The sequence below is a fragment of the Streptosporangium oxazolinicum genome, from assembly GCF_039537505.1.
GTDB lineage: Bacteria > Actinomycetota > Actinomycetes > Streptosporangiales > Streptosporangiaceae > Streptosporangium > Streptosporangium oxazolinicum.
The window spans coordinates 122,701-138,878 of sequence record NZ_BAABAQ010000014.1 but is presented as its reverse complement, the minus strand read 5'-3'; the positions used below and the strand labels follow the sequence as shown (position 1 = coordinate 138,878).

Annotated in this window: 14 protein-coding genes; 6 read left to right on the top strand and 8 right to left on the bottom strand. The window is 70.7% G+C overall.

Features of this window, described 5'->3' with window-relative positions:
* Positions 1-108 precede the first annotated feature (108 nt).
* The 3 genes from ABD817_RS31780 to ABD817_RS31770 form a co-directional block, all read right to left on the bottom strand.
* On the bottom strand, positions 109-1,749 hold the full coding sequence (locus ABD817_RS31780) for a sugar ABC transporter ATP-binding protein (protein ID WP_344921956.1): 1,641 nt from the start codon (positions 1,747-1,749) through the stop codon (positions 109-111).
* Positions 1,746-3,161, bottom strand: a complete 1,416-nt coding sequence (locus ABD817_RS31775) for an aldehyde dehydrogenase family protein (RefSeq protein WP_344921955.1) — start codon at positions 3,159-3,161, stop codon at positions 1,746-1,748. Before ABD817_RS31775 ends, ABD817_RS31780 begins: the two co-directional genes overlap by 4 nt.
* 65 nt (positions 3,162-3,226) lie before the next feature.
* Positions 3,227-4,009 (bottom strand): IclR family transcriptional regulator, encoded by a 783-nt coding sequence (locus ABD817_RS31770; protein WP_344921954.1) that lies wholly within the window; start codon positions 4,007-4,009, stop codon positions 3,227-3,229.
* A 346-nt stretch (positions 4,010-4,355) separates the two neighbouring features.
* Here ABD817_RS31770 and ABD817_RS31765 point away from each other — a divergent pair, with 346 nt between their 5' ends.
* Positions 4,356-6,221, top strand: a complete 1,866-nt coding sequence (locus ABD817_RS31765) for a CASTOR/POLLUX-related putative ion channel (protein ID WP_344921953.1) — start codon at positions 4,356-4,358, stop codon at positions 6,219-6,221.
* A 12-nt stretch (positions 6,222-6,233) separates the two neighbouring features.
* Here ABD817_RS31765 and ABD817_RS31760 read toward each other — a convergent pair whose 3' ends face one another.
* A complete protein-coding gene (locus tag ABD817_RS31760) occupies positions 6,234-6,362 on the bottom strand; it encodes a hypothetical protein (protein WP_344921952.1) in 129 nt (42 codons plus the stop codon).
* Positions 6,363-6,443: 81 nt separating this feature from the next.
* Complete coding sequence (locus ABD817_RS31755; RefSeq protein WP_344921951.1) at positions 6,444-7,535, bottom strand: alanine racemase; 1,092 nt, start codon at positions 7,533-7,535, stop codon at positions 6,444-6,446.
* Between the two features lie 281 nt (positions 7,536-7,816).
* Here ABD817_RS31755 and ABD817_RS31750 point away from each other — a divergent pair, with 281 nt between their 5' ends.
* Complete coding sequence (locus tag ABD817_RS31750; RefSeq protein ID WP_344921950.1) at positions 7,817-8,233, top strand: VOC family protein; 417 nt, start codon at positions 7,817-7,819, stop codon at positions 8,231-8,233.
* Positions 8,234-8,279: 46 nt separating this feature from the next.
* On the opposite strand, the gene ABD817_RS31745 is transcribed toward ABD817_RS31750, so the two are convergent.
* Positions 8,280-9,014 carry an SDR family oxidoreductase gene (locus ABD817_RS31745; RefSeq protein WP_344921949.1) on the bottom strand — a complete coding sequence of 245 codons (735 nt, stop codon included), beginning with the start codon at positions 9,012-9,014 and terminating at the stop codon, positions 8,280-8,282.
* Between the two features lie 79 nt (positions 9,015-9,093).
* Here ABD817_RS31745 and ABD817_RS31740 point away from each other — a divergent pair, with 79 nt between their 5' ends.
* Positions 9,094-9,750, top strand: coding sequence for a TetR/AcrR family transcriptional regulator (locus ABD817_RS31740; RefSeq protein ID WP_344921948.1), 657 nt, complete (start codon positions 9,094-9,096; stop codon positions 9,748-9,750).
* A gap of 52 nt (positions 9,751-9,802) precedes the next feature.
* Here the strand turns inward: ABD817_RS31740 and ABD817_RS31735 are convergent, their stop codons facing one another.
* Positions 9,803-11,464, bottom strand: coding sequence for an alpha-amylase family protein (locus ABD817_RS31735; protein WP_344921947.1), 1,662 nt, complete (start codon positions 11,462-11,464; stop codon positions 9,803-9,805).
* A 116-nt stretch (positions 11,465-11,580) separates the two neighbouring features.
* Between ABD817_RS31735 and ABD817_RS31730 the strand changes: the two genes are divergently transcribed.
* The 3 genes from ABD817_RS31730 (at position 11,581) to ABD817_RS31720 (ending at position 15,000) form a co-directional block, all read left to right on the top strand.
* The gene (locus ABD817_RS31730) at positions 11,581-11,967 is read left to right on the top strand and encodes a hypothetical protein (protein WP_344921946.1); all 387 of its coding nucleotides are present in this window, start codon (positions 11,581-11,583) and stop codon (positions 11,965-11,967) included.
* 122 nt (positions 11,968-12,089) lie between these two features.
* The gene (secD, locus tag ABD817_RS31725) at positions 12,090-14,366 is read left to right on the top strand and encodes a protein translocase subunit SecD (RefSeq protein ID WP_344921945.1); all 2,277 of its coding nucleotides are present in this window, start codon (positions 12,090-12,092) and stop codon (positions 14,364-14,366) included.
* Between the two features lie 277 nt (positions 14,367-14,643).
* The gene (locus tag ABD817_RS31720) at positions 14,644-15,000 is read left to right on the top strand and encodes a four-helix bundle copper-binding protein (protein WP_344921944.1); all 357 of its coding nucleotides are present in this window, start codon (positions 14,644-14,646) and stop codon (positions 14,998-15,000) included.
* Between the two features lie 178 nt (positions 15,001-15,178).
* Here ABD817_RS31720 and ABD817_RS31715 read toward each other — a convergent pair whose 3' ends face one another.
* Positions 15,179-16,150: a GlxA family transcriptional regulator gene (locus tag ABD817_RS31715; protein ID WP_344921943.1), complete on the bottom strand. Its 972-nt coding sequence runs from the start codon at positions 16,148-16,150 to the stop codon at positions 15,179-15,181.
* Between the last annotated feature and the right edge of the window lie 28 nt (positions 16,151-16,178).

Genomic DNA, 16,178 nt, shown 5'->3' with positions numbered 1-16,178 from the left:
TCCCTCCGGGCCTGGCGGTCCGCCGGGTCGTGCTGTCTTTCCGGGCTGGCCGGGTCATGTCGTTGCTCCGGGCTGGCCGGGTCATGCTGTCCCTCCGGACTGGGCGGGTCATGCCGTACTTCCGATCGAGTGGGCGAGGACCTCGTCCTCCGTGGTCTGGTCGGAACGCAGATCGCCGGTGAGGCGCCCCTGGTTCATCACGAGGATCCGGTCGGTGGCGCCGAGCACCTCCGTCAGGTCCGAGGAGATGAGCAGGACGGCGAGGCCCTGCCGGGCGAGGTCGTCGATCATGCGGTAGATGTCGACCCTGGCCGCCATGTCAACGCCGCGGGTCGGCTCGTCGAGGATGAGCACGCGCGGCTCGGCCAGCAGCCACTTGGCGAGCACCGCCTTCTGCTGGTTGCCGCCGCTGAGGTTGACCACCGGCATCGAGGCGCACCCCGGGGGCTGGATACCCAGCCGGTCGATCATCTCGGCGACGTTCCTGCGCCGGTGGCCCGTGTCGATCAGCGGGCCCCGGGTGGCCGAGTACAGGGTCGTGAGCGTGATGTTGTCGAGTACGCTCATGCCGAGTACCAGGCCGGTGCGCTTGCGGTCCTCGGTGACGAGTGCGAGCCCGGCCGCGATGGCCTCGGCCGGCGTACGGAAGCCGACGGCGCCGGACCGGCCGCGCCCCCGCCCCTCGGACGGGCCCCCGGCACCCTCTCGATCCACCGACCCGGCACCGGACTCGCCACGCGTCCCATCCACCGGCTCTGCGCCCGACCGATCCACCGGCCCGGCACCCTCTCGCCCCACCGGCTCGGCGCCCGAGCGGACGCGCACCTGACCGGCGGACGCGGGCTCGGCGCCGAAGACGCACCGGGCCAGCTCGCTGCGGCCGGAGCCGACCAGTCCGAACAGGCCGACGATCTCCCCCGAGTGCACGGAGAACGAGATGTCCTCGAACTCGCCCCCACGAGTGAGCCCGGAGACGCTGAGCCGTACCTCGCCGCGCCCCGCTCGCCGGTCGGGGTAGATCTGTTCGAGGCGGCGGCCCGCCATGAGGCGGATCAGCTCGTTCTCGCCGGTACGGGCGGGTTCGGTCGTCTCGACGATCCTGCCGTCCTTGATCACCACGATCGAGGTGGCCAGTTCCAGGACCTCCGCGAGCCGGTGGGAGACGTAGACGACCAGCACGCCGCGTTCCTGCAACCGCCTGATCAGCGCGAACAGTGACTCAAGGTCACTTCCGGCCAGTACGGCGGAGGGCTCGTCGAGCACCAGCACACGCGGTTCGTCCACCAGCGCCTTGGCGATCTCCACCATCTGCTGCCTGGCCACCGTGAGGCGGCCCGCGATGGTACGCGGGTCGATCGCGCCGAAGCCGATGCTTTCCAGCAGCTCCCCAGCGCGGGCGTGCGCCGCCGTCCAGTCGATGAGCCCGCCGCGTTTTTTAGGAAAGTGCCCCATCAGCAGGTTCTCGGTGACCGACAGCTGGGGGACCAGGGTCAGCTCCTGGTATACCGTGCGGATGCCCCGGGCGTGCGCGTCGTGCGGCGAGCGCAGCTCGACCCGCTCACCGTCCATCCACATCTCGCCCGCGCTCATGGACTGGGCACCGGCGAGAATCCTGATCAGGGTCGACTTACCGGCTCCGTTCGCGCCGACCACGGCGAGGACCTCGCCGGGGTGGCCCACGAGGTCCACCCCGTGCAGCACCTCGACGCCGCCGTAGTCCTTGCGGACGCCCCGGAGCTCCAGGCTCATTCGAACGCCTCCATGACGACGATCGTCTTCTGCCGGGTGAAGTCGAGGACGGTCTCGTGCAGGCCCTCGCGGTAGCCGCCGGTGTCCTTGGTACCGCCGAAGGGCAGGTTCTCGGCGCGCAGCGCGGTGGAGCCGTTGACGACGACCCCGCCGACGTCGAGGCGCCGCGCGATGCTGAACGCCCGCGAGACGTCCCGGGTGAAGACCGCGGCGTGCAGGCCGTACGGGGACTCGTTGGCCATCCGCACCGCGTCGAGGGGGTCGGAGAAGCGGGCGACGGGCGCCACCGGGCCGAAGATCTCCTCGGCGAAGGTGGGGCTGGTGGCGGGCACGTCGACGAGCACGACCGGGTCGACGAACGCGCCGCGCCTGCCGCCCCCGGCGGCGAGCCTGGCGCCCTCCCCGACGAGTTTGCCGACGGCGGCCTCGACCCGCTCGGCGGCCTCCTCGGCGATGAGGGGGCCGACGTCGGTCTCCTCAAGCAGCTGGTCGCCCACGGAGAGCTTGGCCGTCTGGCCGAGCAGCGACTCGACGAAGGCGTCGTGGATGCCGTCCTGGACGTAGACGCGCTTGACCGCGCAGCAGATCTGCCCGTTCCCCCTGGCCAGACGGCCGAGGACGACGGCGCGGGCGGCCTCCTCGGCGTCGGCGTCGTCGCAGACGATGAGCGCGTCGTTCCCGCCGAGTTCCAGGAACACCTTCTTCAGCGTCGTCGCGCCGAGCTGGGCGATCGCACGGCCCGCCGCGGTGCTGCCGGTGAGGCTCACCGCCGCGATCCCGGGGAGCTGCGCCAGCGCCTGGGACACCTGGACGCCCCCGGTGACCAGCTGGTGGGCGTGGGCGGGCGCACCGGCCCGCTCGACGAGCTCGGCCACCCTGACCAGGGAGAGCGGGCAGCGGGCGGGCGGCTGGACGACGACGGCGTTGCCCGCGGCGAGGGCCGCGGCGGCCTTGTGCGCGTACAGCTCGACCGGGTAGTTGAACGGGACCAGTGCCGCGACGACGCCGAGGGGCTCGCGCATCGTCACCGCGAGGTGCCGCTCCAGGCCGGGTACGGCGTCGAGCGGGATCTGGCGGCCGAAGAGCCGGGTGGCCTCGCCCGCGTACCCGCGGAAGATCCGGATCGCGGCGTCGACCTCGCCCCGGGTCTGCTGCACGGGCTTGCCGTTCTCGGCGGCGAGCAGCGTGGCGAGGTCGCCCCGCTCGGCCTCGATCAGGTCGGCCACCCGGCGCAGGAGGTCCGCGCGCTCGTGGGCGGGCATGGCCGCCATCGCCCGCTGGCCTTCCTGCGCGGCCTCGACCACCGCGGCCACCCGTTCCGCGCTCGCCGCCTCCACCTCCCCGAGCTGCTCGCCGGTGCCGGGGTTGCGGACGGTGATGACGGAGGCGTCCGACGAGGTGAGAGCGGACATTTATTGCACTTCCTTCCATACAAGCCGTGCGTTACGAGCTTCACGCCCCGCTGAGCGGGACGGGATCAGGCGGGTTTGCGGGTCCGGGGAGCGGCGTAGCCGATGCGGCGGCCGATGTCCGCGGCCATCCCGAGCGCGACCGGGGCCAGGCGGTGGCAGTCGCCGAGGCTGAACCTCCCGGCCGGTGCGGACACGCTGAACGCCCCCACCGGGCGGCCGGAGGCGTTCATGATCGGCAGGCCGATGCAGCGCACCCCCTCCTCGTTCTCCTCGTCGTCGATCGCGAAGCCCTGGTCGCGTACGGTGGCGAGCTCGGCGAGCAGCGCGTCGCCGGTGAGGCTTCTGGGGGTGCGGGGTTCCGTCTGCACGGCCAGGATCTCGGCGCGGCGCGGCTCGTCCAGGAAGGCGAGGACCGCCTTGCCCATCGCGGTGCAGTGCAGCGGGACACGGCTGCCGATCCTGGAGACCAGGCGCACCGACTTGGCGCTCTCCACCTTGTCGACGTAGACGATGTGGTGGCCCACCGGGACGCCGAGGTGGACGGTCTCACCGCTGATCTCGACCAGCTCGGCCAGGTACGGCTGGGCGGCGGCGCGCAGCCCGTCCTCCTCCAGGTAGCGCCCGGCGAGGGTGATGAGGGTGACGCCGAGCCGGAAGGCACCGGCGGCGTCCCGCTCCAGGACGCCCAGTTCCAGGAGCGAGATGGCATAGCGATGGGCGGTGCTGACGGCGACACCGGTGTGCGCCGCGAGTTCGCCCAGGGTCATTCCGGACTGACCGCTGCCGGACACCGCACTGATCAGCTCAAATGCCTTATCGACGCTGGATGATTTCCTACCGCTCTTCATTCGAGTTACTCGAATCTATTTTCAGATATTTGTAAGATTTTTGCGATAGTTACATTGGCGATAACCCCTGTCAACCCTCGCGCACAAATACCTCCCGTATCGAGTGAGGTAGGCGTAGTCGGACTTACAGTCACAAACAACTACAAAGCACCATAATCAGACATATCCGGCGGGCGTCGGATCCCGTGTTCGCCGAGGGCCCAGAATCACCGAGCACGCGCTCCGGCCCCTCGCCGACCCCGTGGGCCCCCGCCGCCGGACGTGGCCCGTCCACCCGACCTTCCCCTCGGCGATCTGTAGTTTTTGTACACTTGTTGACTCTGCTTTACCGACGGGGAGGAATTCTGTGCCGAGGGCGACGTTCCGAGAACGCCTGCGCTACTGGTTCGACAACACGATGTCACGGGGCACGACGGCGCTGATCGGATGGCTCGCCGTCATCTCCCTCGGCCTGATCCTGCTGGTCACGGCGCTGGGCCTGTGGCTCACCCCGGACGAGGCCGCGAAGCACAACGGCGCCCCGGGCATGCTGTGGATGACGCTGATGCGCACGCTCAGCCCGGGGAAGGTGGCGAGCGACACCGGCAGCGTGCCGTTCGTCGCCCTGATGTTCGTCGCGTCGCTGGGCGGGCTCTTCATCGTCAGCGCCCTGGTCGGCGTCCTCGCCAACGACCTCAAGAGCAGGTTCGAGGAGCTGCGCAAGGGCAGGTCCCGGATCGTCGAGACCGGCCACATCGTGGTCCTGGGCTGGTCGGAGCAGGTCTTCACGATCGTCAGCGAGCTGGTCCAGGCGCACGCGAGCGACCGCAGGTCGGTCATCGCGATCCTCGCCGACAAGGACAAGATCGCGATGGAGGACGAGATCCGGCAGTTCGCGGGCGAGACCGGCAGGACCAGGCTGGTCTGCCGGACCGGGCGGCCCACCGAACCGACCGACCTCGACCTGATGAACCTGGCCGGGGCCCGCTCGGTGGTCGTCCTCTCCCCGCAGGGCGAGGACCCCGACGCGCACGTCATCAAGACGCTGCTCGCCCTCGCCAAGCGGCCGGACACCCACCCGCCGGTGGTGGCCGCCATCGCCGGGAGCTCCAACATGGCCGCCGCGCGCCTCGCGGGCGGTCAGGAGGTCCACCTCGTCGACTCCGACGACACCGCCGCCCGGCTCATCGTGCAGTCGTCGCGGCAGTCGGGCATGTCCGTGGTCTGCATGGACCTGCTCAACTTCAGCGACGGGGAGATCTACCTCCGCTCCGACCCCGACTTCACCGGCATGACGTACGGCGAGGTGCTCCCGGCGTACCAGACCGCCACGGTGATCGGGCTGCGCCGGTCCGGCGCGGCCATGCTGAACCCGCCCATGGACACCGTGATCTCCGCCTCCGACGAGATCATCGTGATCGCCCCCGACGACTCGATGATCCACCTGGCCGCCGGAATGCCCTCGGCCCGCGAGGAGTCGATCGTCCAGGTCGAGCACACCAGGCCGGGCCCCGAGCGCACCCTGGTCCTCAACTGGAACGGCCGGGGCCGCCGGATCATCCGCTATCTCAACGGCTACGTCGCTCCGGGCTCGGTCCTGGACATCGCCTCCGACCACCCCGACGCGGCGACCGGCTTCGAGGAGCTGTCCAACCTCACGGTCAACGTCAAGGAGTGCGACACCTCCGACCGCTACGCGCTGGAGTCACTCGGCCTGGGCGTCTACCATCACGTGATCGTGCTCTCCGACGACCGCTACAGCCCCGGCCACGCCGACACGCGCACCCTGATGACCCTGCTCCAGCTGCGCGACATGCAGTCCTCACTCGGCGAGCGCTACTCCATCGTCAGCGAGATGCACGACGAGAACAACCGGAGCCTGGCCGAGGTCACCAAGGCCGACGACATCGTGATCAGCGACACGGTGATCGGCCTGCTGCTCGCCCAGCTCGCCGAGAACCGGCATCTGGCCGAGGTGTTCGGCAGGCTCTTCGACTCGGGGGGCTCGGAGATCTACCCGCGCCCGGCCGAGCGGTACGTCCGCCCGGGGGCGCCGGTCGACTTCGCCTCGGTGATCGAGTCGGCCCGGCGCCGTGGGGAGACCGCGATCGGCTACCGCCTGGCGGATCGCGTGAACGAGGCTCCCCACTTCGGTGTCGTCCTCAACCCGGACAAATCACGGCCCCTGCGCCTCGGCCCCGGCGACTCGGTGATCGTCCTGGCCGAGCGCTGACCCGCTCCCGGGTCAGGCAGTGATCATGAAGGCGAGCCCGAGCAGCACGATGACGGGGATCAGCCAGACCACGGCCTCGATCGCGAACTCCTTGTACACGGTGAGCTTCTCCCTCTGAACGCTTGGGGCACTGCCTGACACATGGAAACGACGATGCGCAGCATATGCGTACCGGAGGGTGTTCCCACACCCGGGGCGGGGCCTGCCGGGTCTCCCCCGGCCCTATCGGCTCAGGTAGTGGAAACTCGGCTTCGGGTGCATCAGGAAGTCGTGGTGGGAGATGTTCCAGGCGTAGGCCCCCGCCATCGTGAACTCCACCAGGTCACCGGGCTTGAGGGCGATGGGGACCCGGCGGGCCAGGATGTCCTTGGGGGTGCAGAGCTGGCCGACGATCGTGATCGGCTCACCGGCCTCCGTCATGACCAGGGGCTGGTCGTGGCCCTTGGTCGCGGGGGTGCGGATGTGGTGGGTCCCGCCCGCCACCACCGCGAACAGCTCACCGTGCACGCGCTTGACGTCGATGACACGCGTCACGTATTTCCCGCAGTAGACGGTCAGCGAGCGCCCCGGTTCGATCCGGAGCGTCTCGCCGGGGCGACGGAGCGCGGCCAGGCCCTTGCCGTAGGCCACCCAGTCGAACCGGTCGCCGGGATCGGCGTAGGACACGGCCATGCCGCCGCCGAGGTTGATCTCGGCCACCCCCAGCGTCCGCGCGTAGTCCAGGACGGCCTCCGCCAGCTCCAGCATTCGGGGCGCGTCGAGCCCGCTGGCCAGGTGGGCGTGGATCCCGCGCAGCCGTACGGCACCCTGCGGCTCCAGCAGGGCGACGCATTCGGCGATCCCGGCGGGGTCCATCCCGAACGGCGTGGCGCCGCCGCCCATCGCCAGCGAGGCCCCCTCGATCGGGATGTCCAGATTGGCCCGCAGCAGCACGTCCGCCGAACGGCCGGACGCGAGCAGGCGGCGCAGCTCGCCGGGGCTCTCGACGTGCAGCCGGGTCACGTCGCCGAACAGCTCGGCGTCCGTCTTGCCCGGCCCGCCCAGCGCGATCGGCGTGTCCGGGAAGTGTTCCCGCACGTGCGCGAGCTCACCTCCCGAGGCGACCTCGAAGCCGTCGACGTACGGGGCGAGCGTCCGCATCAGCTTCGGGTCGGGGTTGGCCTTCACCGCGTAGTACAGCTCGACGTCTCCCAGCGCGGCACGGATGGCCTTGACATGGGCGTCGAGTTCGACCAGGTCGTAGACGTACGCGGGCAGCGGCCCGGCCAGGAACGACTCCGAGGTCTGCGGCTGCGCCGCGACGGTGGCTGTCACTACGTTCTTCTCCAATCTTGGCGGTACGGGACACGTCAGGCGAGCGGGAACCGGGTCTCGATGATCAGGTAGTGCGCGGGCGTGACGGTGGTCGTGACCTCGACCACCTCCTCCTCCACGATCTGATCGGTGTGCTGAATATCCAACACGCTTCGTCCCGTCGGTTCATCGATACGGGACCGTGTCTGGGAAAGTCGAAGGCGCGGGGACGAGCCGGGAATGCCGGAGGGGGGTGGTCGTGCTGTCGTGTCGGGATGTCCGCGATCACCTGGGGAGCCGTCATGACCGTTCGAGAGTTGCGCCTGGTCGTCACCGCCGCCGACTACGACGAGGCGCTGCGCTTCTACCGCGACGTGCTCGGCCTGCCCGAGCGGGCCGCGTACTCCTCGCCCGACGGCCGGGTGACGATCCTGGAGGCGGGCCGGGCCACCCTGGAGATCGCCGACCCGGCGCAGGCGGAGTTCATCGACCGGGTCGAGGTGGGGCGGAGGGTGGCCGGGCACATCCGGGTGGCCTTCGAGGTGGACGACTCGGCCGCCGTCACCGCCGAGCTGGCCGGGGCCGGGGCCACGGTGGTCGCCGACCCCGTCCGGACCCCGTGGAACTCGCTCAACTCCCGCCTTGAGGGTCCGGCCGGGCTCCAGCTCACGCTCTTCACCGAGCTGGGAGAGACCACCGAGCCGCAGGACGCCCCTTAGTCCCGGCTCCTTGGTTCGGAGCCGGGACGCGGAGGCCGGGTGGGGTTCAGAGTGCGGAGCCGCCGGTGGCGTCGAGGGTGGTGCCGGTGACCCAGCGGGCGTCGTCGGAGACCACGAAGGCGACGACGTCGGCGACGTCCTCCGGGGCGCCGACCCTGGCGAGGGCGGCCCGTCCGGCCGCGAGGCGCTCGGCCTCGGGGTTGCCGCGCAGCCAGCCCGCGTTCACGTCGGTGTCGATGATGCCCGGGGCGACCGAGTTCACCGTGATCCCGCGCGGGCCGAGCTCCTGGGCCAGCGTACGGCCCAGCACCTCCAGCGCCCCCTTGGTCGCGGCGTAGGCGACGCCCTCGGGGAAGGCGATCCTGGTCACGCCCGAGGTGATGGTGACGATGCGCCCGCCGTCGCGCAGGAGCGGCAGCGCCCGCTGGATGATGAAGAACGGCGCCCTCACGTTGACGGCGAACGCCCTGTCGTACACCTCCGGCGTGACGTCCAGGATGCCGCCGAGGGCGGTGATGCCAACGTTGTTGACCAGGATGTCGAACCCCTCCACCTCCTTCTCCAGGGCGGCGAAGAGCGTGTCCACGTCCCCCTCCACGCCGAGCTCCGCCCGGATCGGGAACGCGGCTCCCCCCGCCTCGGTGATCGCCGCCACGACCTCCTCGGCGGCCTTCCCGTCCCTCGCGTAGTGGACGGCCACCCGGATCCCCTCACGCCCGAGCCGCAGGGCGATCGCCCTGCCGATGCCCCTGCTCGCGCCCGTCACCAACGCGGTCCTCATGTCGCCTCCCATATTTTATAGCGATCGCTACAAATGAAACCGTAGCAGCGTTTTTTAGCGATCGCTATACAATGATTCCGTGAGCAGACAGCGAGCCTTCAACCGTGACGTCGTGCTGGAGATCGCGCTGCGCGAGTTCTGGCGGCACGGCTACGAGGCGACCTCCGTCGCCTCCCTCACCGCCGCGATGGGCATCCGGCCACCCAGCCTGTACGCCGCCTTCGGTGACAAGCGGCGCCTGTTCGAGGAGGTCGTCGAGCGTTACCAGAGGAGCCACGGCGCCTTCTCCGCGGTGGCGATGACCGAGGAGCCGACCGCCCGGGAGGCGATCGCCCGGCTGCTGCGCGAGGCCGCGGCCGAGTACACCGACCCCGGGCATCCGCCGGGCTGCCTGGTGATCAGCGCGGCGGTCAACTGCGGCCCCGAGTCGGCCGACGTACAGGAGGCGATGCGCGAGCTCAGGGAGGCGGGCAAGGCGGGGATCGCGGCGCGCATCGCCGCGGACGCGGTGGCGGGCCTGCTCCCCGAGGACACCGACGCCGGGGCCCTCGCCACGTTCTACGCGGCCACCGTCCAGGGCATGTCCACCCAGGCCCGCGACGGCGCGACCCGGCGGGACCTGGAACGGATCGCCGAGTTCGCGATGCTCGCCTGGCCAGGGGAGCGGGCGGGCGCGCTGGAAGGCATGCCGGAAAACCTGGAAGGCACGCGAGCCGGGCGCCCTGCCGTCCGGTAGGGCAACCAGGACGAGCACCCCGGACGCGATCCGGGATGCCCTCCGGGTCGGGTCACCCGCTCTTGGCCGAGGTCTCCTCCGGTGCCGCGTCGGGGATGGAGGCACGGAACCAGCGGGTGCCGTACGGCTCCAGCGTGAACTTCACCCGGCCGTCGGCGGGCAGGTCGAGGGTGCCGTCCACCAGCAGGTCGACCAGCTTCTCGCAGCCGTCGAGCTTTTCGAGCACGAGGTCCACCTTCGCCTCGCGGTCGGCGAAGTTGTGGACGGCGACCACGGTGCCACCCTCGGCGTCGGCCCGGTGGGCCAGCACGGCCACGTCACCGGCGTCCAGGATCTCGTACGCGCCCCAGGCCAGCTCGGGCGACTCCCGGTAGCGCTCGACCAGGAGCATGACCCACCGGAGCAGCGAGTCGGGGTCGCGGCGCTGGTCCTCGACGTTGACGTTGCGCGGGCCGTACTTGCCGGTGGGCGAGGGGACGGTGGTCTTCGGGTCGGGTGAGAAGCCGCCCTTGGCCGACCACTGCATCGGGACCCGGACCGCCATCCGGCCCTCGGCCTTCAGGTTCTCGCCGAGGCCGATCTCCTCGCCGTAGAAGAGCACCGGCGTGCCCGGCAGGGAGAACAGCACGCTGTAGGCCAGCTTGAGCCGCCGCATGTCGCCGCCGAGCATCGGGGGGAGGCGGCGGCGCAGGCCCCGGTCGTACAGCTGCATGTTCTTGTCGGGGCCGAAGGCGTCGAAGACCTCGTGCTTCTGCGCCTCGGTGAGCTTGTCCAGGGTCAGCTCGTCGTGGTTGCGGACGAACATCGCCCACTGGGAGTCGTCGGGCGGCTCCGGCCGGTCGCGCAGGGCCTCGGCGAGGGCCTCCGGGTTCTGGCGGGCCATCGACAGGTGGAAGCGCTGCATCGCGATGAAGTCGAAGCACATGGTGACCTCGTCGCCGTTCCCCGCGTCACCGAAGAACCTCATCAGGTCCGGGTACGGCAGGTTGACCTCGCCCAGCAGGATCGAGCTGCCGTCGCGGCGGTTCATGAAGGCGCGCAGGTCGGCGAGGAACTCGTGCGGGTCGCCGCCGATGCCCTCGATCAGGAACGGCACCGCGTCCACCCGGAAGCCGGACAGGCCGAGCTCCATCCAGAAGCCGAGGATGCGCGCGATCTCGTCGCGGACCTGCGGGTTCGCCGTGTTCAGGTCGGGCTGGAACTTGTAGAAGCTGTGGTAGTAGTACTGGCCGGTCTTCTTGTCCAGCTCCCAGAGGCTGTCCTCCTTGTCGGGGAAGACGATCGCCTTGGGGTCGACGGGGCCGGGCTCGTCCTGCCAGACGTACCAGTCGCGCTTGGGAGAGTCGCGGCTGGAGCGGGCCTCCTTGAACCAGGGGTGCTCGTCGGAGGTGTGGTTGACCACCAGGTCGGCGATCACCCGCATGCCCCGGTCCCTGGCGGTGCGCATGAACTCCACGAAGTCGCCGAGGGTGCCCAGGCGGGGGTCGACCGAGTAGAAGTCGCTGATGTCGTAGCCGTCGTCGCGGCTGGGACTGGGAAAGAACGGCATCAGCCAGATGCAGGTCACCCCGAGCCGGTCCAGGTGGTCGATCTGCTGGGTGAGGCCCCGGAAGTCACCGATGCCGTCACCGTTCCCGTCCTTGTAGGTCTCCACGTCCAGGCAGTAGACGACGGCGTTCTTCCACCACAGATCAGCTGTGTAGGTGAGTCGCATGCGTCCGCACTACCCTCCCTTGGGGGGTTTATGAGGCGACCTTGACATTGGGCCCGTGTCGGCGAGATCGAAGGCCTCCGGCACGTTACGGTGGACGGGACGGCCAGGAGGAGACCATGCGACAGCTGAGGCGCGGCGCGCCCTTCGGCTGGCTGCTCACCCTGCTGCTGCCGCTGCTCGTCTCGGGAGGGCTGGGCGGGGGCGGCGCCGCCGTCCTCCTGCGGCACACCACCGTCGCCCAGGTCTCCGGCGAGCACCAGCGGCTGTCTCGCCCGGTCTCCGACGGCGGGCACAGAAGCGCCCACGTCACCGGCCTCTCCGCCGCCGGGATCGGCCTGGGGGGCGGGGGCGGTCACCCGCTCGCGACCCCACCGGCGGACTTCCGGCACCTGTCCCCCGCCACCGGCCGGGACGCGCGCCCGGCCCGCGACGACGACACCCGCTCGCTCGCGGCCCTGCTCGTCAGGCCGGGGCGCGCACCGCCCGCCTCCACGACCGGCTGAACCCCCGGAGCCACTCCGGGCCTTCCGCCGTACCCGGAAACCGCCTTTCCCGGCCCCGAGGGCCGCTGTGAAGGGCCGTCCGGCATACCCGAGGACATTTCCCCCAGCCTGTGGAGGCTTCCATGTCGCGTGCCCCGGTGGTACGCGCGGTGGCGGCGCTCGCCGTCATCGCCACCTCGCTGTTCATCGCCCTGACCATGTCGCCGCGCCTCGGTCTCGACCTACGCGGCGGCACCCAGCTCGTACTGGAGACCAGAGACTCACCGACCGTCAAGGCCGACGCCGCGGCCACCGACCGCACCCTTGAGGTACTCCGCCGCCGGGCCGACGGCCTGGGCGTGGCGGACGCGCCCCTGGCCCGCTCTGGCGAACGGCGCATCATCGTGGAACTGCCGGGCGTGCAGGATCCGACCAAGGCCGCCGAGGTCATCGGCAAGACCGCGCAGCTCACCTTCCACCCCGTCCTCGGCGTCCCCGACCCGGCGGCCGGGACCCAGCCGAAGAAGGACGAGCGGATCCTGCCCGACGAGAGCGGTGGCCCGCTGCACATCGGACCGGCCGCCCTCACCGGCGACGGCGTCAGCGGCGCCGAGGCGGGGATCGACGCCCAGCAGGGCAGCGGCTGGTTCGTCACCGTCGACTTCCGCGACAGCGGCCGTGCGGAGTGGGCCGAACTGACCGGCCAGGCCGCCTGCAACCAGGCGGGCGACCCCAAGCGCAGGATCGCCATCGTGCTCGACTCCAAGGTGATCGTCTCCCCCCAGGTGAACGAGGGCGTGGCCTGCGACGTCGGCCTGCCCGGCGGCTCCACCCAGATCACCGGCACCTTCACCTCGGAGGAGGCCGCGAACCTGGCCCTGCTGATCAAGGGCGGCTCGCTGCCGGTGCCCGTCGAGATCGTCGAGCAGCGGACCGTCGGCCCGACGCTCGGCGCCGCCGCGATCACGGCGAGCGCCCAGGCAGCGGTCATCGGCATCGTGCTCACCGCGCTGTTCATCGTCGTGACCTACCGGCTGGTGGGCCTCATCGCCGCCTTCGCCCTGGCCTGCTACGCGCTGATCTCGTACGCGGCGCTGGTGGGACTCGGCGCCACGCTCACCCTGCCCGGACTGGCGGGCTTCGTCCTGGCGATCGGCATGGCCGTCGACGCCAACGTGCTGGTCTTCGAACGGGCACGGGAGGAGTACGCGGCGGAGCAGAAGTTCAGGGGCGCGCTGGAGAAGGGCTTCCGCAACGCCTGGAGCGCGGTGGCCGACTCCAACATCACCACGCTGCTCGCCGGTGGCCTGCTGTTCTTCCTGGCGTCCGGGCCGGTACGCGGTTTCGGTGTCACCCTGAGCATCGGCGTGATCGCCTCGCTGATCACCGCGATGGTCATCACGCGCGTCCTGGCCCAGTGGGCGGTGAGCCTCCGGGCCGTGTCCTCGCGGCCCAGGCTGACCGGCCTGTCCGACATCGGCCGCGTCCGCACCTGGCTGAACGCGCGCAGGCCGGACCTGATGAGCCGCCGCGCGGTGTATTTCACGGTCACCTGCGTGCTGGTGGCCGCGTCCGTGGCGGGGGTGGCGGTGCGGGGGCTCGACTTCGGCGTGGAGTTCACCGGGGGCAGGCTCGTGGAGTACTCCACGAGCACCCCGATGACCGCCGACGCCGCCCGCGAGCTCGTCAGCGGGGCGGGGTTCCCCAACGCGGTGGTGCAGTCCTCCGGCGAGGACATCTCCGTACGGACCGGTCAGATCAGCCCCGCCGACGTGGTGCGGATCGAGAACGCGCTGGAGAGCGGGGGCGGGCAGGTCGTCAAGGAGCGCGACGAACTCGTCGGCCCGAGCCTCGGGGACGAGCTGCGCCGCAACGCGCTGATCGCGCTGGGTGTCGCGCTCGCCGCGCAGCTCGCCTATCTCGCCTTCCGGTTCCGCTGGACGTTCGGGCTGGCGGCGGTGCTCGCCCTGGTCGCCGACGCGGCGATCGTGGTCGGCGCGTTCGCGTGGCTGGGCAAGCCGGTGGACGGGGTGTTCCTGGCCGCGATGCTCACCGTGATCGGTTACTCGGTCAACGACAAGGTCGTGGTCTTCGACCGGGTCCGCGAGCTGTGGGGGGCACGGCCGAAGACCTCGTTCGCCGAGGTGACGAACACCGCGATCCTGCAGACCGTTCCCCGTACGGTCAACACCGGCCTGGGCGCGCTGTTCATCCTGGCCGCGCTGGCGGTGCTCGGCGGCGACTCGCTGACCGACTTCGCGGTGGCGCTGCTGATCGGGATCGTCGTCGGCACGCTCTCCTCCGCGCTGGTCGCGGGGCCGCTCGCCATCGTGCTGGAGAAGCGCAAGCCCGGCGCCCCGCCCCGGCCCAAGCGGAGGGGACCGGCACCGGCCCGCGAGGGTTCGGGCGCGGTGGTCTGACCACGGTGGCGGCCCGGTGGCGGTCGGGCGGAGGCCGGATGGCGGCCTGATGGCGGCTTAATGGCGGTCTGGTGGCGGCGGGCCGACCAGCGTGGTCGGGTCGCCTCCCGTTTCCCTACTAACCCTACAAATGATGGGTGAATTTATGCACAAAACTATTTCCATCTGGGGCTAAAGGCAGAATTTCTCGGCAGGCAACGGCACTGGACAGGGGCACAACACTGTTGCGAGATCTTCGGCCGTTGAAGTAGAGCGGTCACGAGAACGGGGAGAAAGCATGAGCCAGGCGGTAAAGATGAGCCCTCAGGTGCAGAAGTGCATCGACGCGTGCATGGAGAGTCACAGCCGTTGCGAGCAGACCATGACCTACTGCCTCATGCAGGGGGGCCGGCATGCCGACATGGCGATGATGGGTCCGCTCATGGACTGCGCCGACATGACCCGCATGTGCGCGGACATGATGATGCGCCAGTCGCCGATGGCGATGGAGATGGCCGCGATGTGCGCGAAGGTGGCGAGCAAGTGCGCCGAGGCGTGCATGTCCATGGGCAACGACACGATGATGAAGGAGTGCGCCAACGCGTGCCGGGTATGCGCCGAGGCGTGCCAGGCCATGGCCGGTGCGCGAGCCTGAACCGTCCGACCGGTCCTCGCCGGGCCGTCCACGTCGGCAGAGGGACGACGTGACGGAACGCGGGACGACGTGAAGGGGCCCGAGGCCGAAGGGGCGTCGCCGATCGAATCGGCGGCGCCCTTGCCGTGGCCGGGCCCGGGACAACCGGAGGCCGCACCGCCTCCACCGGCCGGGATCCTCAGCGGAAGGAGCGGCGGTAGGCGGCCGGGGTGGTGCGCAGGGCGGTGTGGAAGCGTCGGCGGAGGTTGACCGCCGAGGAGAGGCCGACGCGGGTGGCGATGGTCTCGACGGGCAGGTCGGTCTCCTCCAGCAGGGCGCGGGTGGCGGCCAGGCGGCGTTCCAGCAGCCAGCGGGCGGGTGGGACACCGAGCTGGTCGGCGAACTGGCGGGTGAGGGTGCGCGGGGAGACGCCCGAGTGGGCGGCCATGTCCTCGACGGTGATCTGGTCGGGCAGGCGCGAGAGAAGCCATTCGAGCAGGGGGGCCAGGGAGTCCGGCATGGGGCCGGTGGTGGGAAGGGGAGGGTACTGGCGCTGGCAGCCCTCGCGGTGCGGACCGGCGGCGAGCTGGCGGCCGATGCGCATGGCGTGGGCCGCGCCATGCTCCCGGAGGACCTGGTGAAGGCAGAGGTCGAGGGTGGCGGCCGAGGCTCCGGCGGTGGCGATGTCGCCGTGGTCGACGTAGATGACGGTGTCGTCGGGGATGACGCGGGGGTGACGGGCGGCGAGTTCGCCGGAGAGTTCCCAGTGGACGGAGGCGCGGCGGCCGTCCAGGAGGCCCAGGGCGGCGGGGATGAAGATCCCGGCGCAGACGGCGACGATGCGGGCGCCTCGGGCATGGGCCTGGGCCACCGCGTGGAGTACGGCGGGCGAGAGGGTGAAGGTCCAGCCCGCGATGACCACGGTGTCGGCGTCGTCGAGGGCTTCGAGGCCGCGGTCCACCTGGATGGGGACGCCGAGGGTGGTGGGGAGGGAGCCGGGGTGTTCGGCGCACTGGCTGAAGCTGTAGTGCTGGGGGATGTCGGGGCCGTGGTAGCCGAAGACGGCTGAGGCGGAGGTGACCGGATAGAGCTCCTGGTTCGGGGCGACCAGGGCGACCACGCGATGCGGGCCGGGGGGCTTCGGGGGTGTTTCCCGGCAATCCAGGGGCATGGCGCAAATGTACCCAATGATGTCATTT